The organism is Legionella bozemanae (genome assembly GCF_001648595.1).
Classification (GTDB): Bacteria; Pseudomonadota; Gammaproteobacteria; order Legionellales; family Legionellaceae; genus Legionella; species Legionella bozemanae.
The window spans coordinates 265,433-288,411 of the sequence record NZ_LBAW01000001.1; the positions used below are offsets into that span (position 1 = coordinate 265,433).

Below are 22,979 nucleotides of genomic sequence, written 5' to 3' on the forward strand. Positions count from 1 at the left end.
TTCTGAGTGAACTTAACGGAAATCAGGGATTTGCCAAAGATTTTTCCAAGTTTTGCTATGTTACTCAGGCTAATGAGTACATATTACCAAACTCTAGCCAATAACTGCCTATACCCAGTAATGACTTTATCCGCAATTAAAAATTGATATGTGTCATAGGTTGTCGTCAAACCAATTACTTGCATCCCTGCCGCTTTAGCTGCTTTGACTCCATGGAGTGTGTCTTCGATTACCAAACAACGTCCAGGAGCAACATTTAAACGTTTTGCAGTGAGTAAATAACCTTCAGGAGATGGCTTTCCGCTTTGTACATCTTCCGTTGTCACAATAGCATCAAAATAAGCATGTAATTTTCCTTGCCTTACTCTAGAGAGTACCGCGTTAATTTCACTACAACTGGAGCCACTACAAATGGCAATTTTATTAATTTTAGGAGCAATTTTAAAAATAAATTGTTCAAAATCTACAATCAGAGGTAAGGAATCTCGATTATTAATGATATTAATGTAAGCACTCGCTTTTTGTTGAATCAAATGCTTGATTTCTCTTTCCGTACAACGAACTCCCTCATTGCACAATAACCTTGGGAACATATCTTTATCAGAAAACCCCAAGTATTTTTTTATATATTCACAATAGCTTAGAGTTATTCCTAATGACTTAAGCACATAACAGCATGCTTCATAGTGAATAGGTTCACTGTCTAAAATAACTCCATCAAAATCAAAAATAATCGCATCATACATAGTATTTCAGATCCATTTTATCCTGTTGTACTTTATAGGGAAATCGCTCATTTTTTACATTTACACCCTACATTAAAAATATAAATGCCTCTTTATGTTAAATGAAGGAATCATAAAATAGTCACTAAACATTGATCTGCATGCAAAAGAACTTCTTTACCAAGAGGTAATACACATCGTCTAGGAAAATGTCCATAAGGAAAGTTTTTAATGCAGGGTACTTTAATACGCAAGGACCATTCTTCAATCACATCATCAACAATCCCATCACGCTCCGGAAAATACTTCGCAACACACCGAACAAACTGCCCAAAAATCACACCATTAACTTCACTAAAAACCCCCGCCATATCAAGCTGCGATAAACGGCTATCCACTTGATAAGGCTCTGCACCTACGTCTTCTAATAATAAAATACAGTTTTTTACTTCGGGTTGATAAGGTGTCCCCATTAATGAAATCAACGCTTCCAAATTACCACCAACCAATCTGCCTTTGGCGATGCCTGGTTGCACTGTTTGACCTTCTTTTATTTGATATGATCCTCCTGCAAGACAAGTCCATAGGGTCTTCTCAATTAAAGGATCAAGTGGACCGTCTCCTAAATCACCAAATACAAAACCTGTACAAGAAATCATTCTGGTTTTCTTAAGTAAAGCCACTTGTAAGGCGGTAGTATCACTAAACCCGCTTAAATATTTGGGTCGAGTTCGAATAAGATCATAATCAAGAAGAGGGATTATTCGTTGCGCTCCATAACCACCGGCAATCGCCATGATCACTTTAACCTCATCATCCATAAAAAAATCCATGACGTCTCTTGCCCGAAACTCATCCTCTCCAGCTAAAAAACGATCCGTAGCATGCACATGTTGTCCCAGCTTCACTTGAAACCCTTTTTGCTGCAAATAAGCAATACCGACTTCCAATATGCCAGGAATCATAGGACTTGATGGAGTAACCAGCCCAATAGTATCTCCAGGTTTTAATGGTTCAGGGTAAAGGTAATGCATCCTTAGTCTCCAGTGGGCTTCCTTCAATGCTACTTATACGATTATTTTGCTAATTCTAATAACCAAAAAATAATACTTTGTTTTTTTCAATCAATCGAGCCTGATTTTGATAAACTTGACAAAGCAGGAAGATGAACCAAAATTTAAGAACCATAAAAGGAATTATTTTGATGTTATGAAAAAACATCCATACCTAGCTGAAATTTATCATCTGCAAACAACTCATTGCCCCAAAAAAAAGGAGCTCTCATGCTGGTCAAGAAAACCAGGCAAGCAAACTCCAAAAGTCGTCATTTTAAAAAATGTGTTATTTTTCCTGTGATTGTATGGTCACAGAGTTTAAATGGAGAAAATTATGGCTACTTCAAAAAAACCTGAGGAAGAAAAAGCCCTAATGCGCGAAGTTGAAATAATTTATAAACGCCGATCCATACGAAATTACACGTCACAAAAACTTGATCGGACAACTATTAACTCATTACTTGATGCCGCAGTTCAAGCGCCTACTGCCATGCAGGAAGAACCATGGTCTTTTGCTGTAATTCAAGATCAGGATACCCTGGATCGTTTATCAGACAGCGTGAAAGCACTTATTTACACAGAATCCCTTAATTATTCAAAAATACAGATGAGATATCTGCAAGAACTTATAAATGATCCTGATTTTCATGCATTTTATAATGCAAGCACCCTCATCATTATTTACAGCAAATATCATGGACATTTTGTAACTGCTGATTGTTGGTTGGCAGCTGAAAACTTAATACTCGCAGCTTGTGCCCATGGACTTGGTACCTGTGTTATTGGGCTTGCAGTTTCGGCTTTGAATACTCCTGAATGGAAAACAAAATTGAATATTCCCTCTGATATAACAGCAATTGCACCCATTATTGTAGGGGTCCCAGCCGTCACTCAACCAGTAGTGCCTCGTAAATTACCAGAAGTTCTCATATGGAAATAAAAACATAACCAAGGAACGCAAAAATATGAAAAAAAATCTACTTCTATTCTTATTGTTGGGTCCCAAATAACAGACTTTTAAAAGCCCCTGTAAGCTTAATTTATTAGAAGATCTTTCCCAAATAATACATAAAAAAGCGATAAAATATATCTAAGCCATAAGGTAACATGCGCAAAAATTCAAAATAACACTTGAAATTTAAATCTTATCTTTGCTTGCCCAAAGCACAGAAAAATGGCAGATCATAACGCATACGAATCCTACAAGACCGCCCAATATAACGTGAGTAAAGCGTTCTGAAGCAACACTAATTGAATGAGTCGCCAATATCACAGCTGTTGTAACAAAGAAACACCGAAAAGTATATGCAACCGCATAACGACGAAAAGTCACTAAAGTTAAAAAAACCCCACACACGGTAAACGTCAAATCAAAAGGAGTATTAGGAATAAATTGAGCAAATAAAATACCTAATGGAACACCGATGGATACACCTGTAACGCGTTGACGCAATTTTTGTGGTGTTGTCGTTATGTTACCGGTAACAACACTTGCCGCCCCCCAAATCATCCATTGCCCGTTTTCCATTTGAAAATACTCAACTAAAAATGCAGAAATAAAAACAGCAAGTGCCATAGCGATCATGCTTTCAATATAGGGATTTTGTTCGCCAAAATCATCTAAGCCTCCTAATCGCAAGGGATGATAATATGTGACACGTTTTTTATAAAATGCGCTTATTTTATCAATCTGTGCTATCAATAAAGTAGGGATCAATGCAAACACTAAATAAGGCAAGAATTGAGGTGCTTGATAAAACATTGTTGCAGGCTTAGTCTCCGCTGCAAACTCAGTAGCAAGAATAATGGCAGGAATAAAAGTCCAGCTTCCCAATGGACGTAACTTCTCTCCCTTTATTGTAACCCAGATCACAGTCGTTGCCGCCAGGGAGCATGAAACAACAAAAAGAACCGGCTGAAGTTGAGTTAAAAAGAGCAAATAAAACATCGCAATAATCATACTGCCATGGAGTAACACACCTAATGCTGTCAGCTGCAATCGTTCCTCTACAATTAGAGTTGCCATAGTTAAAACAGAAGACTGGAGCCAACGGGGATTATTGGTCGTTAAATACAGAAATGCGAAAGGTAATAATACGATAATACCTCTTAACAAAGGCCATATCAGGATCTCATCTTTTAATGTTTGTATTGCTTTAGAAATAACCTGCATCAAATACCTTTTAATTCACTTACCGTTACTATTTGTGCTATTTTCTCCATTAATTGGATGGAAGATTGATGTTCCTCCTGATTAGCCGCTGCACAAATATCTTCAACAATACAGACCTTATAATCACGATCATGGGCATCGCGAGCCGTGCTTTGCACTGCCCAAGAAGTACTTACTCCTCCTATAATAAGTCGTTCAATTTGATTTGCTCGTAATGCAGCATCAAGTGCAGTTCCATAAAAGGCACTAATTCGTGGTTTCACAATGACTAAACTATCGCCAATTTGCAATTCCGGGTGAAATTCAGTTCCTTCAGAGCCTAACTGAAGTGCTCCCAATTGATGAACTTTACCAAAGATAGGGGAGTGTTTCGGTTGCTCGATATAATGTGCACTAAAACCCACTTTAACCATTATGGCTAACCAATTTTTTAATTGTGCAATCTCCAGGACCTTATTTACCTTTTTAATTACATCACGCTCCTGGGCATGTGAAGCGGAACGCGCGATTTTGCCTTGAGGGTGCATGATATCAATAATATAATCCAGACCTATAAATGCAGTGCACATCATGGTATTTACCTCCATCAAATACTTTCTGTGTAATAATAATTAGAGCTGATGCCTGGGAATAAAAATCTACTAATACTCTAGTTTTTTTATTAAATAACAACCTATAGAATGATTCGCATGATTGGGTCGTTCATACTCTATCGAAAAACCCAATTTTTGGTACCAAGCACATGCCGGCCAATCTTTTAAAGTAAAAACAGTCATCATGTTACATCCCTTATGCTTCGCCCATTCTTCTGCTTTTGCAAGTAGTGCTTTTCCATATCCTTGATTCCGGAATCGTTCATCGACCCACAAACCGCCAATTTCAGCTGGACCAAAATTATCAAACCCAGAGATTGCCGCAATAATATGGTGATGCTCATCATATGCTGCATAAAAATAGCCACCGGTGCTTGCAAAACCAAATTGGGCCGCGTAATGATCAATCCCCTTGCAAATGGCGCCGTGATCGTCTTCACTTGGATTTTCTATAAAAACTATTGGATTCATTTTATTAATTCCTAATACATTCTTTTCTACCCATTGATTCATATGGGAAAATCATTCCCTTTATATTGTTCTTCTGCAATAAATCAGAGATAATTTCACCAATTATCAAAGAGTAATGATTTAATTATGCCAAATAAATATACAAAAAAGAACAATTGTGATCTCCCACAATACAATAGCGATTCCTGAAAAATTCGGTTAATTCTGTACATTTCAGCTCAATAGGCAATAGAAGATATCAACCTAGAATAACAACTGGAAAGAGACGAGTTTAGAAAGGACGACTTTTATGCAATGGAAAGGAATACTGCATTTTTATTTTAGCTTAGTATGCTTCTTGGCCGCTTCATCAGCGCTGGCTTATGATGAACCAGTTGTTAATCTGGGTTATACCAGTTTTTATGATGGAAGCCCTCCTTCTGGCCCGGGTTTTTATTTTCAAGATTATTTTCAATACTATACTTCCAATCGTTTTAATGATAACAAGGGCAATAAGCTTCCGCTGCCACGTACTGAACTTGATGTTGTTGCAAATGTGACCCAGTTTATCTATGTAACAACAAAAAAAATTTTCGGAGCTAATTTAGGTTTTTCCGCACTATTACCCTGGGTAGTTAATGATCGTGTAGACGACGGATTGGGAAATACCGTATTAAAAGCTGAAAATGGGCCTGGGGATTTGTGGGTCGGACCTGCGCTGCAGTTTGACCCCATTATGCGCAAAGATGGAAAAGGGCCTTTATTTGTCTCTCGCCTTGAACTGGATATCATTGCCCCAATAGGACGATACAGCAGCATCAATGCAATTAATGCCAGTAGCCACTTTTGGTCTTTAAACCCCTACTGGGCTTTTACGTTTTGGATGACTCCTAAATGGTCCACTGCTGCACGACTGCATTATCTGTGGAATGGTGTCAATCATAGCCCCAATGTTTCCTTTGGTCCCAATGTTCGCTCCACTCAGGCAGGACAGGCTATTTTTGCAGATATTGCTGTAGGTTATGCAATAATTGAAAAGTGGACAGTGGGTGTGAACGGCTATTTTTTCAATCAAATCACCGATACCCTGGTAAACGGAGTCGCCGTCCCAAATCGCAAGGAAAGTATATGGGCGATTGGTCCAGGGATGGTTTACAGTCTTAGCAAAAATCATTTTATCTTTTTAAACGTTTACTCTGAGCAAGATGCCAGAAATCGCCCCCAAGGTACAAATGGAATACTGCGTTTTGTGGCTCATTTTTAATATACCCTTGCGTGGAGAACAATTACTTTAAAATCCTGGGATTCGCTTCGTTGCACCCAAGCTACAATTAGGTATTAGCTCAGGCTCCCATGTAAATGTTTACCGTACCCCCCACCTCCAGGTGTTTCAATAATGAACACATCACCTGGATGCATTTCTATACGTGCACAACTTCCCAATTCTTCTACTTGGCCATTTGCACGTTGAACCCAATTGTGCCCAGGCTTACCCGAAGCACCTCCTTGCATCCCATAGGGAGGAATGACACGATGACTGGAGATAATATTTACGATCATCTTCTCTAAAAAACGAATCCGTCGAACGACACCGTCCCCGCCGCCATGCAAACCGTCCCCCCCGCTTCCTTTGCGAATGGAAAATTGTTCTAGAAGAATTGGAAAACGCAATTCTAAGATTTCTGGATCGGTAAGATAGGTATTGGTCATATGTGTATGAACTGCAGAAGCCCCATCAAAATCAGGCCCAGCTCCGGCTCCGCCACAAATTGTTTCATAATATTGATACTTTTTATTGCCAAAAGTGACATTATTACATGTTCCTTGGGATGCAGCGACCACTCCTAATGCACCAAACAAGGTATCAACAATGCATTGGGACGTTTCAACGTTACCCGCAACAACCGCAGCGGGATAGCTGGGATTTAAAATGCTGTTTTCAGGGATAACGAGCTCAATCGGTACAAAACAACCACTATTTAACGGAATATTTTCAGCAATCAGACAGCGCAGAACATATAAAACAGCAGCCTTACAAATCGCCGTGGGCGCATTAAAATTACCTGGGTGTTGTTTGCAACTGCCAGTAAAATCAATGTGCATCCGTTTTGTTTGTTTATTAATACTCAATGCGACTTTAATTTGGCTCCCATCATCTAATGCATAAGTAAAATGACCATTCCCCAGCTTACCCAATAAGCGTTCTACTGATGAAGTCGCATTATCACGTACGTGTTTCATATAAGCATGCACTACGTCCCAACCAAACTGTATAATTAAATCCAATAAACTCTGCACACCAGAAGCATTTGCTGCAATTTGTGCTTTGAAATCCTCTAAGTTTTGATGGGGATTACGCGCTGGATATTCCGCTTTGGTAAGCAAGTTTAATGTCGCCTTTTCTAAAAAACGACCTTGATCCATGATTTTAAAATTATTGATCAGTACCCCTTCTTCCTCGACAATTTTGCTTTCTGCAGGGATGGATCCCGGGGTAATTCCGCCAATATCTGCATGATGTCCGCGTGAACCAACTAGAAATAACAAATTGCTTCCTTGTTTATCAAAAACTGGAGTGATCAAAGTAATATCGGGTAAATGGGTTCCACCGTTATAAGGCGCATTTAAAACATATACATCGTTCGGATGAATTTGCGGATTGTTTTTTAATATGGATTTCACGCTTTCGCTCATTGAGCCTAGATGCACCGGAATATGAGGTGCATTGGCAACGAGTTCGCCCTGCTCGTCAAAAATAGCACAGGAAAAATCAAGACGTTCTTTAATATTAACCGAGCTTGCTGTTTTACGTAGAACCTCCCCCATTTGCTCCGCGATGCTCATGAAGCGATTATTAAATATCTCCAACATGGCAGGATCAACTCGAGTCGTTACTTTTTTAGCAGCCAGAGTTTGATATCGTGTTAATAATAAGTATTTTTGTGCAGTCACCTCAGCTTGCCAACCCGGTTCCACAATAGTAGTCGCATTCGCTTCGATGATTACGGCACAACCGTGAATGCAATCCCCAGGAATTAATTCATCTCGATCATACACTGACGCTTTATGGTAGGAGCCCTGAGTAAAAATTTTCACTGCTTCACGTTGCGGAATTTTATGTTCAGGGCGATGTTGGGACGCTTCTTCAGTCAATTCAATCGACGTTTTACTGGGAACGGCACATTCTATAGAAATTGCTTCAACAATCAGTGCTTTTCTGGATGAAGCGAATCCAAACGTTTTACGATGTTGTTCCATAAATGTCTGCCGCATGGATTTAATAGTTCCAAATGCAACAAGTAATGTAGTATCTGAGCCTTCATAACGTAAGTGCACTTGCCGTTTGCATGTCATCGCTTTATTAGTTAATCCCTGGGATTTTAATGCGCCATGAGCTTTTTTCTCTATTTTTTCAAAATTTGGACGTAAAAGAGCAAGAATGCCTCGCTGCAATGCTTTTTCAATTGCTTGTTCATGCATGACGCTGACTTCTGCCAATCCCATTCCATACGCAGAAAGCACACCTGCCAAGGGATGAATTAATATCTTTTTGATTCCTAAATTATCAGCAACCATACATGCATGCTGCCCTGCTGCTCCGCCAAAACAATTTAAGACATACTGCCTCACATCATAACCACGTTGTATGGAAATTTTTTTTATCGCATTCGCCATATTCTCCACTGCGATGTTGAGGTAACCTTCAGCAACCTCTTCAACCGTTTTTCTACTTCCTGTTTCTTTTTGAATTTTTTTTGCTAAAGCCTGAAAATGTTCATTCACTACGAGTACATCAATTTCTTGATTGGCTGCAGAACCAAAAATTTTAGGGAAAAACTGGGGCTGTATTTTGCCAAGCAGCACATTGCAATCGGTTATAGTGAGTGGACCACCACGACGATAACAGGCAGGGCCTGGATTTGCTCCTGCTGATTGAGGTCCTACAGCATAACGTTGACCATCAAAATTAAGAATCGACCCGCCCCCTGCTGCTATAGTATGGATCAACATCATTGGCGTGCGGATATGTACTCCACTAAACGTATAATCATAGCTGCGTTCGTATTCGCCTGCAAAATGAGAAACATCAGTTGATGTTCCTCCCATATCAAAACCAATAACCTGATTAAAACCAGCGGCTTGGCTGGTTTTAATCATACCAATCACTCCTCCTGCGGGACCTGAAAAAAGACTGTCTTTACCTTGAAAAAGTTTTGCATTCACCAATCCTCCATTAGATTGCATAAAAAACAACGGGATTTTTTCTAACTTATTTTGCAGACTATGAATGTAGCGTTGTAACACTGGAGAAAGATAAGCATCAACAACAGTAGTCTCTCCACGGCTTACCAATTTCATTACGGGTACAACTTCATGACTTACCGAAATTTGTGTGAATCCTATTACCTCGGCAATTTCCTTTAATTTTTTTTCATGCCGATTAAAGCGATAGGCATGCATCAATACGATAGCAAGCGTGCGATATCCTTTAGCATAGGCTTGTTCCATTTTTTTTCGCGCCCCTTCTACATCTAAGGGTTTTAAGACAGTACCTTTTGCATCAACTCGTTCCTTAACTTCAATCACTTCTTCATAAAGCAAGGGAGGTAATCTAATATTTAATGCAAAAAGTTCAGGACGATTTTGATATCCAATTCGCAAAGCATCAGCATAACCTTCAGTAATCACTAAAAGTACCTTCGCTCCCTTGCGCTCAAGTAGGGTATTCGTTGCTACGGTTGTTCCCATTTTAATGAATGCAATTTCATCTGCTGGAATAGCAGTACATTTGAGGATATCTTGAATACCCTGGATGGCCGCATCTGGATAGCGTTCAGGATTTTCAGAAAGTAATTTATGGCTGCTTACACGTCCTTCGGGACTGCAGGCAACAACATCAGTGAACGTACCGCCTCTATCGATCCAAAACTCCCATTTATTTTTTTCCATTTTGCCTAAGTCCATGGCCGCTTCTTGTTATTAATTATACTACACAACATCTTATATCAAATTATGGCCAACTCTGATACATATCGCTGAAAAACCAGTCTAGCTCTACTCCGACGTCCCGCCCCCACGGCCTTGTTCGCGGGTTGTCCGCGAGCTCCAGAAGAGTTGCGCTAAACAATACTGTTGCCATATGGGGTGTAGGTCGGAGATGCACTCAAAGCCCCCTAATATAAACCCAAAGATACAATCTGGTTAACATGAATAAAAAAGTAATTATTAGACGTTTATTTTTGGACATCTCATTGTTCCACTCCTAAAATTACAATGATTGGATCGTTTTAAGCCTCGATAGGACAAATTATGTGTCGATTTGTAGCTTATATAGGAAAAGAAAATATTTTATTAGCGGATCTTTTAATAAAGCCTAATAATTCGCTTATAAAACAAAGCCTCCTTGCCCGTGAATCACGTACGTTGACTAATGGAGATGGGTTTGGGTTAGGATGGTACACTTCATTCTCTCGAATACCTGCTTTATTCACATCCCTTTATCCTGCATGGAATGATCAAAATTTAACTTATTTGGCAAAAAAGACTAAGTCTCATTTGTTTTTTGGCCATATCCGTGCAGCAAGCACAGGCGGGATCTCACAATTTAATTGTCACCCTTTTATATATAAAAACTGGTTATTTATGCACAATGGATGGATTCCCAACTTTGAAAAAATCAAGCGACAAATTCATAATTTATTGGACAATGATATTTATAATTGGGTTAAAGGCAGTACCGACTCAGAATTGATTTTTGCATTATTTCTTCAATTAGCAAAAAATTTAAAAATAAAAGATGCCCATGATATCCACAATACCTTGTTAAAAACGTTGAACATAATTGACGAATTAGTAAAAAAACATCATGAAAAAGGCGTGTCCTATTTTAATATCTGCATCACGGATGGAAAAAGAATCGTTGCATTTCGTTATTGTACTTCTTCAAAAGCAAAACCGGAAACGATGTACTTCTCCCTGAGAGGGAATTTTGCACAAAAAGCAACTACAGAAACTGTTTACCAATACGTAATCATTGCTTCTGAAAAATTATCAACCAACAATGGATTTAAATGGCAAATTATTCCGATGAATCATTGTTTCATGGTTGAATCAAATTTAAGTATTTCATTACAAAAGCTTTAGTTGTAATACTAAGGACGATGCAATGCGCATTAAAAAAATTGAAAACTATAAAATTGATTGTGAATTATTTGAAAAAAATTTAATTGCTGAAACCCAGCTTTTAGAAAAATGGTTTACAAAAAATTATTTTAAATCGGAACATATGAATGCAGGTGCCGAAATTGAATTTCTTATTTTGGATAAAGAATATCAATTAACGCCCCATAATATTCTTTTTACTAAAAAATTAAAAAACCAAGACTTGGTCAGAGAGGCAGGAGGTACTCAACTGGAAATTAATACTCCGGTTTTTCCCTTAAAAGATAATTTTTTATCTCTTCTGCATCAAAATATTTTAGCGACCTGGAATAAATGTTGTGACATGGCGCTTAATACCCGGCACCACTTGGTACTTATAGGTTCAATACCGCAAACAGACCCTGCTCTTTTTAAACCTTCCTATATTACGCCCAAGGATGCTTTTCTTTTAATGAATGAGTTTGTAACCAAATATCGCAAAGAAGCACCTTTATCTATTCATTTAAAAGGAGAAAATGAAAATCTTCAGTTATCTCCAGAATCTTTAGCTATAGAAGGTTTAATATGTGCGTTGCAGCTTCATATAGAAGTTCCCCAGCATCAATTAGCTCATTATTTTAATATTGTTCAAATATTATCAGCCCCCTTATTAGCTCTTAGTAGTAACTCCCCTTATTTTTGTGGAAAAAATTTATGGAGCGAAACAAGAATTGGTATTTTTGAACAACTTTATACATTTCCTCATCCATTGCAAAAAACCGTTTTTTTTGAACCTAATTATATGCAAGAAACTCTATGTCCCATTTTTGAAAATAATTTAAAAAACTTTCCTTATCTCTTGCCTCTGGCAGCTTATGAGGAGCCAATCCATCATATGTTCCATGTTCGATGTCAAAATAGTTGCATTTTTCGCTGGAACAGGCCCATTTTAGATTTTAACAAACAGGATGAACCGTATCTGAGAATTGAACACCGCGCATTATCTACGGGCCCAACTGTAATTGATATGATAGCAAATGCGGCATTTTTTTATGGCATAGTTTATTATTATGCAAACACATCCCCTTCTTTAACCTCTTTAATAACTCAGGAATCTACTTTAAAAAATTTTTATGCGTCAGCTCGTTATGGATTAGAAGCGCGACTACATTGGAACACCGGTAAGATTAAGGCTCGAACTCTTTTAAAAAACTTATTACCCCAAGCTTTAAAAGGACTTGAAGATTTGGGGATAGACTCTGTTGAGGCTCATTTTTATTTAGATATCATTAAAACCAGACTTTATAAAAATCAAAATGGAAGTATCTGGCAAAAGAAACATCTGATGAAACACAAAAATGACTTTAATTATATGCTGGAGCAGTATACCAAAAATCAATATTCAGAAACTCCGGTTGCTGATTGGAACTTTAATTAATTTGCAATAAATACCTTTCAAGGGCTTCGGTAGATAACCCGGTTGCCTTTGCTCACCTCTGTGCTGACGCCCCGCGAACAAGGTCGTGGGGACAAGACATTGGAGTAGAGCTGGGCTGGTTTTCCAGAGATGTATATAAGATTCGGAATTGATACCTTGTCTCCGGATAGACCAGAAAATGACTTTATCGTTCACCAGCTGATGCTCGAAAACAAGAAATATATTGTTGAAAATGCTTTTAATGCAACAAGATTACCTGCATTAGGTGCCTACAGCATGATTTTACTTATGAAAATTGCTGATTTAACCGAAGCCCCTGTGCGTTTAATTGGTCTTTATTGATTTTGTTTTGTTACTTTATATAATCCATCGTATTCATTCAATTTCCTGGCAGGAATTACATTGAAAATCGCTATTATTGGAGGTTCTATAGCAGGTTGTGCCCTGGCCTTATTATTGAAAGACCAGTTTCCGGTCACTGTTTTTGAGCGGGAACCTGATTTAAAATCACGTGGGGCGGGTATTACCCTCTCTATTGAATTACTGAACACCTTAATCGCTCAAAATATTATTGACCCAGGTACATTAGCTCATACATTCACCACCCGCAGCTTTTATTGCCAAGCGGACAATGAGCCGATTTATGGAAAATTTTTATGGAAACAGGGAATTTCCATGGCAAGTCTCCACTGGGATACTTTATTCACTAACTTAAGAAAAAGAATACCGAACTCGATATATCATCATGGCGTAAAAGTCATTGACGTACAGCTTCCTGATGAACGTCCTGGACAAGTCATTTTAGAGTCTGGAGAAACACAGGCCTTTGATTTAATTGTTTTTGCAGATGGCGTTCAATCTCTGGGAAGAAAATTGATATCCAATGTACAGCCGGAATATTCGGGTTATGTTGCATGGCGTGGCACGCTGGAGTTTGAGAAGATAAAAAATAAAACTCTTTTCAATGATCAGGGACTTTATTACTGCTATAACAAAGGACATTTATTAACTTATCCGGTGTATCATCATCAAACAAATAAGTTAAATTGGGTTTTTTATGAAAAATTAGCGCTTGCAGACCTTGAGGATTTAGGCCCAACCTCTTTAATCGACTTTTCTGTAAAAGCAAAACAACATCTACACCAATTAGCTCGTAACCAATTACCGGAGGTTGCGGCACAAATCATTCTCGATACGCCATCTCCTTTCATGCAGAAAATTGTTGATGTTTGCGTCGATCACCTTGTAACCCAGGGCGCTCTTTTACTGGGTGATGCAAGTGCAGTATTACGCCCTCATGTAGGAAATGGCGCTTCCTTAGCCATTCAGGATGCACTAAGTCTTAGTGAACATCTCAAGCAAGGTGATGATTTGCAGCAGGCAATTACAGCATGGGAGAAAGATTCTCTTCCTAAACGACTTGCCATGTATGATTTATCAAAACGAATGGCTGATGCTTTGGTACTACATCCTGTTGCATGGCACGAAATGAATGAAGAAAAAATGTCTGTCTGGTGGGAACAGATTATCCTAGGAGAGGCATGGTATACCACACTACCCCTACCTCAAAAGTCTGGATAAAACCCTATTCTCAAGAACATCACGGCTGAAGCTGTTCACTAGCCTAATTTCAAAATCCATCCTATGTCTTATCTACAGGATTGCTGGAGCTCCATTGACTCCATGTTCCTTGATACCCTTTCAAAAGCTGCTGAGCAAACTGATAAAAATGAGAAAGAAAACGAAGTCTCTGTTCATAATAAGGAGTAAGAAAAGGATCAGCTCGATTTACTTCAAATAAATTATAATATGGCGGTATTGAGGCATGACGCGCAACAATTTCTTCAAAACTCACTTTATCTGCATTTTTTAACATGTCATACATTACAAAAAAGCTTGTTGTCCTGCCTTTTCCTCCCCGGCAATGGATATGAAACCACGCATCTTCAGGCGCATTTTTTATTATGGCCAAAAACGCATCAACTTCTAAATCAGAAGGTGCGGCATGATCGGTAACATAGAGTCGATGATATTCAAAACCTAATCGAGAAACCAAATCTTTTTCGTTTTTTACCACTTTAACTGGAATGTTTTTACCATTGGAATATTCCTTAGCGGCAAACTGTTGTGAGGATAAAATCCCTCTCACCTTTTTCTGAACTCTTAATGAATTAAGCCAATTTTCCTGATCTGCAAGACTTTGGCTATTGCTTTTTCCTTTATTTATCCAATCATATTCACTTACTAACGTAATCGCTTTGCCATTAAGATAACCATGGCTCTCTTGGCGTAAATCTAGTACCAAAACAGATTGACTCCTTGAACTCTTATGCCTGGAAATATAATCAGAAATATCTTTCCATCCCTTTTCACTCGGCTCCTCACTTCCAGAAATGGTCAGCTCTTTAATACCTGCTGTATTCCCTTGGTATACATCGGCGATCATGGAGGCATCACGCAATACCTTTAATGAAGAAGAGGAATACTCAGTATCCTGCACGACACAAGGATTATGGATGCTTGCATCGCATGCTTGAGTTTCTGTATTTGTTTTTGCTAAAATCAATTCTTGAGCCAACGATAGAATGATGAAAATAACTGCAATACGCTTCAAATAGGTCATCCATAACCCCTTACCAAGAAACATAATGCATTCTATGTTAATTTTTTTTCCTACCGCAATACTGTTGGCTCAAAAAAACGTACCAAAATTTTAATCATGAATAGACCTGCTGATGCAATTTAGCCTTATTTTCTCCGGTTGTAGCTTTCCGCCACGCATCACCTGTCTCTTGATCACATCTCGGCCTACACCCCGCGGCTTGTTCGCAGGTCCAGTGTTTTAGGACAGATCGCCTGGATCTCGCGGACAAGCCCGCGGGACGTCGGAGTAGTGCTTGGACTGGTTTTTCAGCGATGTATATAAGATTCAGACGCGTCATCTAGGCTGTAAGAATATTATTTATTGTGTGCTCGTGTTGAATTCGGGCCCACAATAAGTATTAATAAAATGAATAACGATTTGAGCAAAATGTTCATCCCATAAGTTATGATGCCCCTTATCAGCAAATTCAATCCATTTCTTAGGTTGGTTTGCATGGTTGAAAAGGGCTAAACCCTGATCGTAAGGTACAACCTCATCCAATTTTCCATGCAACATTAAGATAGGAACATGAATGTTTTGAATACGCGATAAAGAATCATACTTATCAATTACAGGCATGAGCACCCAGGAATAATGAAATCGAGCCAAAGCAGTTAATGAGGTATAGGGGGATTGCAAAACTAAAGAGCAAATAGGAAATTCTGTTGCCATTTGCGTAGCTACCCCGGTTCCTAATGATTCTCCATAAAGCACGATATTATTTACCGGAACGCCCTGTTGCTGTAAAAACGTCATTGCTGCTCGAGCATCCTGATACAATCCTGATTCAGTTGGCTTTCCCGGATTTCCTCCATACCCGCGATACTCAAGTAATAACACGCCAAACCCCTGTGAAAGGAACTGACGAGTCAAATACATGCGATAACCAATATGCCCTGCATTTCCATGTAAATAGAGTATTGTCGGCTTATTATCCACAGCGGGTTTATACCAAGAACTTAAAGTCAATCCATCTGCAACAGGCAGCTTAATGATTTGCATGTCTTCGGCCTGAAAATCGCTCAAACTCGGTTTTTCTGGAGATGGAAAATAAATGAAATGTCGTTGTAAAAAATACCCTAGAGTAACAATTAAAATAAAAAGAAAAAGAACCAGTAACAATTGTTTGTGCCTCATCTTATTTGTCTTCATTCATTTACTATAAAAAGGGATAATCAGTGTAACCTTTTGTGCCACCCCCATATAAAGTCGCACGATCTAATTCATTGAGTAGGGCATTTTTTCTAAATCGCGTCACCAGATCCGGATTGGAAATAAAATACCTCCCAAAAGCAACGAGATCCGCATAACCACTGCTGATCGCTTCAATTGCCATTTCTAATGTATAGCCGTTATTTACCATCCAAGGGCCGTTAAACTCTTTCCGTAATGCAGCAAAATCAAGGCCATAATACTCTCGTGCGCCTTGAGTTTCCCCTTCGATAACATGAATATAAGCCAAATCGAATCGATTCAGCTCCCGTACAAGCGGGAAAAACACCGCAGCAGGCGAGGTATCTGAAACGCCATTGGCATGACTTACCGGAGCAAGACGAATTCCTGTTCGATTTGCACCAATTTCAGATACAATGGCACTGGTTACTTCCAGTGCAAAACGCAGTCGATTAACAATTGAACCGCCGTATTGATCGGTGCGATGATTTGTTCCATCACACAAAAATTGATGAATAAGATATCCATTGGCTGCATGAATTTCAACACCATCAAATCCGGATAAAATAGCATTCCTTGCTGCAACTCGATAATCTTCAATAATGCCCGGAATTTCACTAAGCTTTAAAGCACGTGGATTCCCCACTTCGACAAATGTCCCATTTTCAATAAATGTGCGCTGCCCTGTTGCCGCAATGGCAGAAGGAGCTACAGGAGCACCCCCTTTCGGTTGAAGCGAGGGATGTGAAATTCGTCCTACATGCCAAAGTTGCAAATAAATAACCCCACCCTTTGCATGAACTGCGTCCGTTACTAATTTCCATCCAGCAATTTGCTCCGAGGAGTAAATTCCAGGCGTCCAAGCATATCCTTTCCCTGTAGGTGAAATTTGTGTTGCCTCAGCGATGATTAAACCTGCATCTGCTCGTTGCGCATAATATTCCGCATTAAGTTCTGAAGGGGCATCAATTCCATGAATTGCGCGATTTCGCGTTAGTGGAGCCATCACGATGCGGTTTTTCAAAATTGAACCGCGCAAGTTAAATGGAGTAAACAGAATTTCATTATTCGTAGTCATTCTTGCCTCATGCAATTTTTATACTCAAAAATTAATTCATTTTGTTTCTTTTACCTAAATTAAAAACATTCTATAGGGTCTGGTGACAATTCGCTAGATTGAGCCAAAATGGAGCGAATTGTCACCAGACCCTAGGTTTCATTCTAGATTATAGGTAAGATATTCCAGAACGTAAGGGTAAACGCTCTTTGAACATAAAACAGCTCTTTTGGGCCTACTTGCCGTGCTTTATGCACGGCATCCAGTCGAGCGTACATGAAATACCGGAGCTGGGTTCCGCCCATAAGGCGCGGAATATAGGTCTGATTTTATATCATGCTATTTAATGCGTTTACCACTGGAATCCATTTTACTTTCATAAGGAAATAATAATGTATCATAATATCTTAGTTGCAATTGATGACAGTACTACATCAATGCAAGCCTTCCATGAAGCCATTAATCTGAGTAAAGTGCATCAGGCAAAATTACGAATTGTACATATAGCAAACGAATTTTATGCTCCTTATGTCGGAACCGGTGTTGATTATGAGAGACTAGAAGCTTCATTCAAAGAATATGGTCAAAAATTTCTGGATAAGATGCTCACCATTGCCCGCGAACACCATGCTGATTGCGAAGCACATTTACTTGAAATGAATCCTTCTAAAGAAAAAGTACCTGAGAAAATCATTGAAGCAGCAAAAAATTGGCCAGCTGATTTGCTTGTCGTAGGAACGCATGGTCGTCGAGGCTATCAGCATTTATTACTTGGTAGTGTTGCAGAAGGAGTAATTCGCAATGCCCCCATGCCGGTTCTTCTCATCCGAGGCAAACAATCCTGAATAAATGAGCTTCAGTAAACTAAGAATTATAGCGAAGGATTAGCCTTATACTGAAGGTTCTTTCGCTGTACCTAGTTTGAAATGCAGATTCTTTCCCTTTTCAGTACATTATCATCTTAGGAGTTTGTTATAATGCGACAAAAAATTATTTATTGGATTTATTTTAATGCAAAAACTGCTTCATGATTTTCATGATATGGAAAGGCGCTTTTTCTCGCTGATCAGTTTAAATTGTCTTGATTATCAAACAATAACTGCTTTTGAAACCGGGGTGCTTGCCACAGGTTTGAACCCTGCTTTTGTTACCAAGATAGATGAAAAATTTTTACATGATCTCGCACATTGCAGATCCTACTTCGCACAAAAGAATTTACCATGGGCACTGATTTTTTCAGAACATACACCGATTTTTTCAGAGCAAGATAATCCATTACCACAAGATTATGAATTAACTGATACTGGTGTAGGGATGGCGTTCAATCTTGTGGCGAATTCACTGAATACTCCGGATAACCAACTTGAATTTAAAGAAATGAATAAGGATTTACATACCTGGAGTATTCCCCTTATCCATGGCTTTCAATCAACACCAGAAATTACCCATGTTTATACTTTAAGACATGATGAAGCATTGAAAAAATCGTGTGATATTCATCATTTTTCAGGTTTTTTTGCCAAAGAAGCAGTGGTATCAATAACATTAACGGTAAAAGAAAATCTTGCCCGCATCGATGATTTAGCTACCTTACCGCGCTTTCAAAAACGCGGCTTTGCCTGCGCAATGTTAGCTTATACTTTGCAAAAAGCTTTGGATTTAAAAGTGCAAACATGCTTTTTGGAAGCATCCACTGCAGGCCTTAATCTCTACAAACGTATCGGCTTCCAGCCCCTTTTTACAAACCATTATTATGAGCTGAGTGCTTCATGACCTACGTACCGCTGTGCTTTACTCAGACTATATATTTAGATAAGGATAATCACGTTGCACTGTATTTTCGTTTTTTTATATCTCTTATTTTTTCCTGGTGTCTTATTTGCCAATCTTGATTTAATCACCTGGAAAGGAATTTATTATCAAGCAGTTCCGAATAAAAAAGGAGTTACCAAAAAATACTGTAAGGAACATAGCCCTGGCACCTTCATTCATACCATACAGGATGGAATTGATAAGCCTATAATCACTAATAAGGGGATTCATCTAAAACAAATATCCTTTAAAAGTGACAAAGTAGACGGTATTTATCTCATTCACGGCAGTTTAATCGCCTTTGCAAAGACAGCAAAAAATTCCTGGCATGAGCGAATCGATTATTTTTTATATAAATACAGTGAAGCAGGAATTACAAAAGGCGTTTGGTATAGCAAACAATGCAAAGGATTCTATAAGGGGATTGTTCTAAATAATAAAAATAAATAGCATGTATTTTTGCGCATTGTCCTAAATGCATAGTGTCCTATTGCTTAAGCCCGGACCTTAATAAATTGTTTGTTTCACGCTTGAACCAACTAAGCCCATTAGATGCTGTTCCTCTGCAATCTCTACTATCGCATCAAATCGCTCATCAATGATCGCTTTTAGGTTATCATAAGAAGAGAGCGTTTTATCATTGTATTGCAACAATTTTTCAATAACTTTAGGGTTCGTTACCTCGTTTATAACTTTTTCAATTACTTGTAAAACGCCTGAGTCACTAATCAATCCTCGCAATCGTTTCAATAACAATTGATTGGTGGGTGCTAGAGCCTCGTCTTCAACTTCAGCTTTTTCATGTAAATCGTTCCATTTGGTATTACCCCCTGCAGTCGGAGCTATTTGCACACTCAAACGAGAAAAAGTAGAAATTACGTCTCCTCGCCCTGTCTGCACACTCATTTTGCGTCGCATGAACTGCTGATTTTCCTCAAAGAGTTGGTCTATGAGGTGTTGGAATTTATCATGTTCCTCTGATGAAACTTCAATAAGCTCAGCTTGATTCAGCGCGGGAAGTATTCCAAAAAGCTTCTGTACTTGCAGTGCTTGTTTCTCAGTTTTAGCGATAACTCGCAAAGATAAGCTATTCTCTGCATGCCATAAAAAACCAATATCTATTTTAGGATCCGATGGCATATTATACTGGTTCAGCAAAAAAGACATGTTAGGAAAGGTGATAAATTTATAGGTTGGTTTAATTAATAACATCTCTTTTTTCTGATTGTATTTAAGCTCAGCGATTTCCATTAATTTTAAAAGTTGTTTGGGCATAATAGTACAACTTAAGCCCCCATCGTTTTGAACGCACTCAAGCGCAAACTCATCTTCCAATTGACGAGCAATTTTTTTATTCAGTGTAGTTAAGGTATAAGTCCCATTCTCTTCCCTTTTTAATTGAAATGGAATTCTGCCGCTTTGTGGATCAAAACGCATTGTACGCAAAAAAACTTCTCCATCATGCGACATGACTGAGGTAGGTGAAAAATACTTTTCTAATTTATCGATTAAATCGATTTCCTGTGCAGTTAATAACATTCGTTTTGGGAATTTAGCCAATATCTGTTGATTGCTGTTATAGGCTGTTGCTGCCATATCATTAATAAACCCTAGATACCCTTCCAGCTCCTCATAAGGCATGTCGTTTTTTATACCCATCTCGATTAAATTAATTCTTATTTTGGCAAAATACAGATCAAAATTTGATAATTTCCCTGCCCATATTTTCATGATATCGGTATCAATTAAAGCCTGTAATTGACTTCCCTCACTGCAATTTCTCCTCAGCTCGCCTAAAGAATTTAATAACTCCTCCCGGGAAGGTGTATTTTTTTGAATACGCTCTAATTCCTGTCTTAGCCCTGGATAACTTTCAATCACTTCTTCATTAGGGTTTTCACCGGTGATCATCTTTCTGAGTAAATGGAACCCTTCCATGCGCTCAGATAAGGTAGTATCGTAAAAAACACTGTAATTTCGATACATAAAATGGCGGGCAAAACCAATTGTGGAAGAACTTCTAAATAATGCAGGCGCTTTAGCGAAACTGTCTTCAAATGAAAAATCATCACTTAAGCTTGAGCATACGCCTTCTCCTTCATAAGGCTTTCCATAATCAAAACCGTAAAATGCAGCGTCGGCAAAACCTTTATTTTGCGCATCCTTACCCATGCCATCCCGATCGCCAATCGCAATACCAAAAATTAAATTCTTGGCCAACCCGGGAATGTATTTGGAGCGTTTGATTGCAGCCTGCTTATCTTCTACCAAGACACCATTATAATCAGGCTCAGAACCACCATATAGAAAACTTGTTAACTCTCGCAAACCATTTTTCCAGCCGCATGCTAATAAGGCATGAACTCCTTTTGAACCATTTTTAACCCAGATAAGCTCCTGCTTTTGATTTTGCGCACTAAAAATACCGGCCAAGCGTGTGCCTACAAACTCTCTTATTGCTTCTTTGTTGGCTTTAATTCTGTCTTTTTGACCTTCGGCATAATCGAGTTTATACATCCAAGCTCTTAAGCCATTGTTTTTGGCTACCGCTTCTTTTATTTCATTGCAAAGCCATTGGATACCAGGATATAGGATGCTTTCAGCATGAGGGCCTTTTATATGCGAATTAATAAAAGTTGAAAATACGACGCGCTTTTGTTTTACACTTGCCGCTTCATTTAAGTCTTCTCGTAAGCGAATAAGTTTTAATCGCTCTTTATCAGGCAACTCCTCTGAAGAGGGCAAATGTTCTTTCGCTAACAGGGAGTCCAGTTCCTGAAAAAATAATTTATCTAAATTAACCGCCCTAAATCCTGGTTCTACACCACTAGGCTTTTTTGCATAACAAAATTGTTTTGCGCCAAACATACTACCTAAACGAGTTAATTCCTTGTTTTTGCGTACAGTGAATTGGCCTATTTCCACTAGTTCTGTTTCAAGGATATCTACTGAAGAGGATACTCTAGGTTTTAACTCCTTTTGTAGCCTAAGCAGTGGTTCGCTCTTTGAAACAGAACCCAATTCAGTTGTTCTCATTTTGACAGGTGGTAATAAATTTTCTTCCTCTATCTCTTGAGATTGAACTTTTATCTGATCATTTAAAATACGCATCATTAAACCATCTGATTTTATACGATATAGAGGCGCTTTACCTAATTCGACACCAAAATTTTTTGAACAGAAATTTTTAATAAAATTACCTGCTTCACTGTATGCCCCCCCAAATGAATTTAAAATGACAGCATATTCACTCGCCAAAACATCCAAAAGTGCAATAATTTTTGCATCAGAAGATAAAAAATCATTTTTCTTTATTTTAATTATTTCTTGATTCAAGCGCTGCAGACGCGAGGCATCAATTCGGATCCCCGAAATTCTTTCGATAATTTCTCTATATTCCTTAGCAAAATGATCCGTTGTAACAAATACAGCTTCCTGTTTTTTTGTAATGTCACTTTTAGATATCATGTCATCTTCCTCTTTAAAGATTAATGATAGAGACGCCGCTAAAAATAGCGGTAATTCAACACTTCTTCGATCAACTTATTTCTTCTTTTCTAATTCCACTTTATTCCATTAAAATTAAGAGACTATTAAGCAACTTGTAAAAATGATGCAAGGACATGTTGCATTCAATAAAAAAAGTAACTAATTTTCAGGATGCGTTCATGTCACTAAGTATCGAGTCAAAATTAATTAAGGACATTTAGGGTCTGGA

The 22,979-nt window shown here is 38.4% G+C and carries 19 protein-coding genes; 9 read left to right on the forward strand and 10 right to left on the reverse strand.

Annotated features, from left to right (window positions below; translation table 11 throughout):
• Positions 1-83 precede the first annotated feature (83 nt).
• Positions 84-746: an HAD family hydrolase gene (locus tag A8O27_RS02070; RefSeq protein ID WP_058460269.1), complete on the reverse strand. Its 663-nt coding sequence runs from the start codon at positions 744-746 to the stop codon at positions 84-86.
• 110 nt (positions 747-856) lie between these two features.
• Positions 857-1,759, reverse strand: coding sequence for a S66 peptidase family protein (locus tag A8O27_RS02075; RefSeq protein WP_058460268.1), 903 nt, complete (start codon positions 1,757-1,759; stop codon positions 857-859).
• 355 nt (positions 1,760-2,114) lie between these two features.
• Between A8O27_RS02075 and A8O27_RS02080 the strand changes: the two genes are divergently transcribed.
• Positions 2,115-2,720 carry a nitroreductase family protein gene (locus A8O27_RS02080; RefSeq protein WP_058460267.1) on the forward strand — a complete coding sequence of 202 codons (606 nt, stop codon included), beginning with the start codon at positions 2,115-2,117 and terminating at the stop codon, positions 2,718-2,720.
• A gap of 198 nt (positions 2,721-2,918) precedes the next feature.
• On the opposite strand, the gene A8O27_RS02085 is transcribed toward A8O27_RS02080, so the two are convergent.
• The 3 genes from A8O27_RS02085 to A8O27_RS02095 all read right to left on the reverse strand — a co-directional run bounded on the left by A8O27_RS02085 (position 2,919) and on the right by A8O27_RS02095 (position 5,059).
• Complete coding sequence (locus A8O27_RS02085) at positions 2,919-3,953, reverse strand: FUSC family protein (protein WP_058460266.1); 1,035 nt, start codon at positions 3,951-3,953, stop codon at positions 2,919-2,921.
• A complete protein-coding gene (locus A8O27_RS02090; RefSeq protein ID WP_235810552.1) occupies positions 3,953-4,525 on the reverse strand; it encodes a cysteine hydrolase family protein in 573 nt (190 codons plus the stop codon). Before A8O27_RS02090 ends, A8O27_RS02085 begins: the two co-directional genes overlap by 1 nt.
• A gap of 69 nt (positions 4,526-4,594) precedes the next feature.
• A complete protein-coding gene (locus A8O27_RS02095) occupies positions 4,595-5,059 on the reverse strand; it encodes a GNAT family N-acetyltransferase (protein WP_058460265.1) in 465 nt (154 codons plus the stop codon).
• Positions 5,060-5,306: 247 nt separating this feature from the next.
• Here A8O27_RS02095 and A8O27_RS02100 point away from each other — a divergent pair, with 247 nt between their 5' ends.
• Positions 5,307-6,260, forward strand: coding sequence for a SphA family protein (locus A8O27_RS02100; RefSeq protein WP_058460264.1), 954 nt, complete (start codon positions 5,307-5,309; stop codon positions 6,258-6,260).
• A gap of 74 nt (positions 6,261-6,334) precedes the next feature.
• Here A8O27_RS02100 and A8O27_RS02105 read toward each other — a convergent pair whose 3' ends face one another.
• Positions 6,335-9,946 carry a hydantoinase B/oxoprolinase family protein gene (locus A8O27_RS02105; protein WP_202972299.1) on the reverse strand — a complete coding sequence of 1,204 codons (3,612 nt, stop codon included), beginning with the start codon at positions 9,944-9,946 and terminating at the stop codon, positions 6,335-6,337.
• Positions 9,947-10,306: 360 nt separating this feature from the next.
• Here A8O27_RS02105 and A8O27_RS02110 point away from each other — a divergent pair, with 360 nt between their 5' ends.
• The 4 genes from A8O27_RS02110 (at position 10,307) to A8O27_RS02125 (ending at position 14,156) form a co-directional block, all read left to right on the forward strand.
• Positions 10,307-11,140 (forward strand): class II glutamine amidotransferase, encoded by an 834-nt coding sequence (locus A8O27_RS02110; protein ID WP_058460262.1) that lies wholly within the window; start codon positions 10,307-10,309, stop codon positions 11,138-11,140.
• Positions 11,141-11,162: 22 nt separating this feature from the next.
• Positions 11,163-12,575 (forward strand): glutamate-cysteine ligase family protein, encoded by a 1,413-nt coding sequence (locus A8O27_RS02115; protein ID WP_058460261.1) that lies wholly within the window; start codon positions 11,163-11,165, stop codon positions 12,573-12,575.
• Positions 12,576-12,704: 129 nt separating this feature from the next.
• Entirely contained in the window at positions 12,705-12,917 is a 213-nt protein-coding gene (locus tag A8O27_RS02120) for a cyclase family protein (RefSeq protein ID WP_058460260.1), read from the forward strand.
• A 60-nt stretch (positions 12,918-12,977) separates the two neighbouring features.
• A complete protein-coding gene (locus A8O27_RS02125) occupies positions 12,978-14,156 on the forward strand; it encodes an FAD binding domain-containing protein (protein WP_058460259.1) in 1,179 nt (392 codons plus the stop codon).
• A 61-nt stretch (positions 14,157-14,217) separates the two neighbouring features.
• On the opposite strand, the gene A8O27_RS02130 is transcribed toward A8O27_RS02125, so the two are convergent.
• The 3 genes from A8O27_RS02130 to A8O27_RS02140 all read right to left on the reverse strand — a co-directional run bounded on the left by A8O27_RS02130 (position 14,218) and on the right by A8O27_RS02140 (position 17,470).
• Entirely contained in the window at positions 14,218-15,198 is a 981-nt protein-coding gene (locus A8O27_RS02130; protein WP_058460258.1) for a phosphatase domain-containing protein, read from the reverse strand.
• Between the two features lie 339 nt (positions 15,199-15,537).
• On the reverse strand, positions 15,538-16,356 hold the full coding sequence (locus A8O27_RS02135; protein WP_058460257.1) for an alpha/beta hydrolase: 819 nt from the start codon (positions 16,354-16,356) through the stop codon (positions 15,538-15,540).
• A gap of 22 nt (positions 16,357-16,378) precedes the next feature.
• Positions 16,379-17,470, reverse strand: a complete 1,092-nt coding sequence (locus tag A8O27_RS02140; RefSeq protein WP_058460256.1) for an alkene reductase — start codon at positions 17,468-17,470, stop codon at positions 16,379-16,381.
• A gap of 371 nt (positions 17,471-17,841) precedes the next feature.
• On the opposite strand from A8O27_RS02140, the gene A8O27_RS02145 reads away from it, so the two are divergent.
• From A8O27_RS02145 to A8O27_RS02155, 3 genes are all read left to right on the forward strand, one after another.
• Complete coding sequence (locus A8O27_RS02145) at positions 17,842-18,294, forward strand: universal stress protein (protein ID WP_058460255.1); 453 nt, start codon at positions 17,842-17,844, stop codon at positions 18,292-18,294.
• A gap of 166 nt (positions 18,295-18,460) precedes the next feature.
• Entirely contained in the window at positions 18,461-19,222 is a 762-nt protein-coding gene (locus A8O27_RS02150; RefSeq protein WP_058460254.1) for a GNAT family N-acetyltransferase, read from the forward strand.
• A 54-nt stretch (positions 19,223-19,276) separates the two neighbouring features.
• Complete coding sequence (locus A8O27_RS02155; RefSeq protein ID WP_058460253.1) at positions 19,277-19,711, forward strand: hypothetical protein; 435 nt, start codon at positions 19,277-19,279, stop codon at positions 19,709-19,711.
• 57 nt (positions 19,712-19,768) lie between these two features.
• Here the strand turns inward: A8O27_RS02155 and A8O27_RS02160 are convergent, their stop codons facing one another.
• Positions 19,769-22,729 (reverse strand): hypothetical protein, encoded by a 2,961-nt coding sequence (locus A8O27_RS02160; protein ID WP_058460252.1) that lies wholly within the window; start codon positions 22,727-22,729, stop codon positions 19,769-19,771.
• Positions 22,730-22,979: the final 250 nt, after the last annotated feature.

Bases quoted from the DNA above. Each gene is read 5' to 3' on its own strand.
- A8O27_RS02070 (WP_058460269.1), bottom strand. From the start codon at position 746: ATGTATGATGCGATTATTTTTGATTTTGATGGAGTTATTTTAGACAGT.
- A8O27_RS02075 (WP_058460268.1), bottom strand. From the start codon at position 1,759: ATGCATTACCTTTACCCTGAACCATTAAAACCTGGAGATACTATTGGG.
- A8O27_RS02080 (WP_058460267.1), top strand. From the start codon at position 2,115: ATGGCTACTTCAAAAAAACCTGAGGAAGAAAAAGCCCTAATGCGCGAA.
- A8O27_RS02085 (WP_058460266.1), bottom strand. From the start codon at position 3,953: ATGCAGGTTATTTCTAAAGCAATACAAACATTAAAAGATGAGATCCTG.
- A8O27_RS02090 (WP_235810552.1), bottom strand. From the start codon at position 4,525: ATGATGTGCACTGCATTTATAGGTCTGGATTATATTATTGATATCATG.
- A8O27_RS02095 (WP_058460265.1), bottom strand. From the start codon at position 5,059: ATGAATCAATGGGTAGAAAAGAATGTATTAGGAATTAATAAAATGAAT.
- A8O27_RS02100 (WP_058460264.1), top strand. From the start codon at position 5,307: ATGCAATGGAAAGGAATACTGCATTTTTATTTTAGCTTAGTATGCTTC.
- A8O27_RS02105 (WP_202972299.1), bottom strand. From the start codon at position 9,946: ATGGAAAAAAATAAATGGGAGTTTTGGATCGATAGAGGCGGTACGTTC.
- A8O27_RS02110 (WP_058460262.1), top strand. From the start codon at position 10,307: ATGTGTCGATTTGTAGCTTATATAGGAAAAGAAAATATTTTATTAGCG.
- A8O27_RS02115 (WP_058460261.1), top strand. From the start codon at position 11,163: ATGCGCATTAAAAAAATTGAAAACTATAAAATTGATTGTGAATTATTT.
- A8O27_RS02120 (WP_058460260.1), top strand. From the start codon at position 12,705: ATGTATATAAGATTCGGAATTGATACCTTGTCTCCGGATAGACCAGAA.
- A8O27_RS02130 (WP_058460258.1), bottom strand. From the start codon at position 15,198: ATGACCTATTTGAAGCGTATTGCAGTTATTTTCATCATTCTATCGTTG.
- A8O27_RS02135 (WP_058460257.1), bottom strand. From the start codon at position 16,356: ATGAGGCACAAACAATTGTTACTGGTTCTTTTTCTTTTTATTTTAATT.
- A8O27_RS02140 (WP_058460256.1), bottom strand. From the start codon at position 17,470: ATGACTACGAATAATGAAATTCTGTTTACTCCATTTAACTTGCGCGGT.
- A8O27_RS02145 (WP_058460255.1), top strand. From the start codon at position 17,842: ATGTATCATAATATCTTAGTTGCAATTGATGACAGTACTACATCAATG.
- A8O27_RS02150 (WP_058460254.1), top strand. From the start codon at position 18,461: ATGCAAAAACTGCTTCATGATTTTCATGATATGGAAAGGCGCTTTTTC.
- A8O27_RS02160 (WP_058460252.1), bottom strand. From the start codon at position 22,729: ATGATATCTAAAAGTGACATTACAAAAAAACAGGAAGCTGTATTTGTT.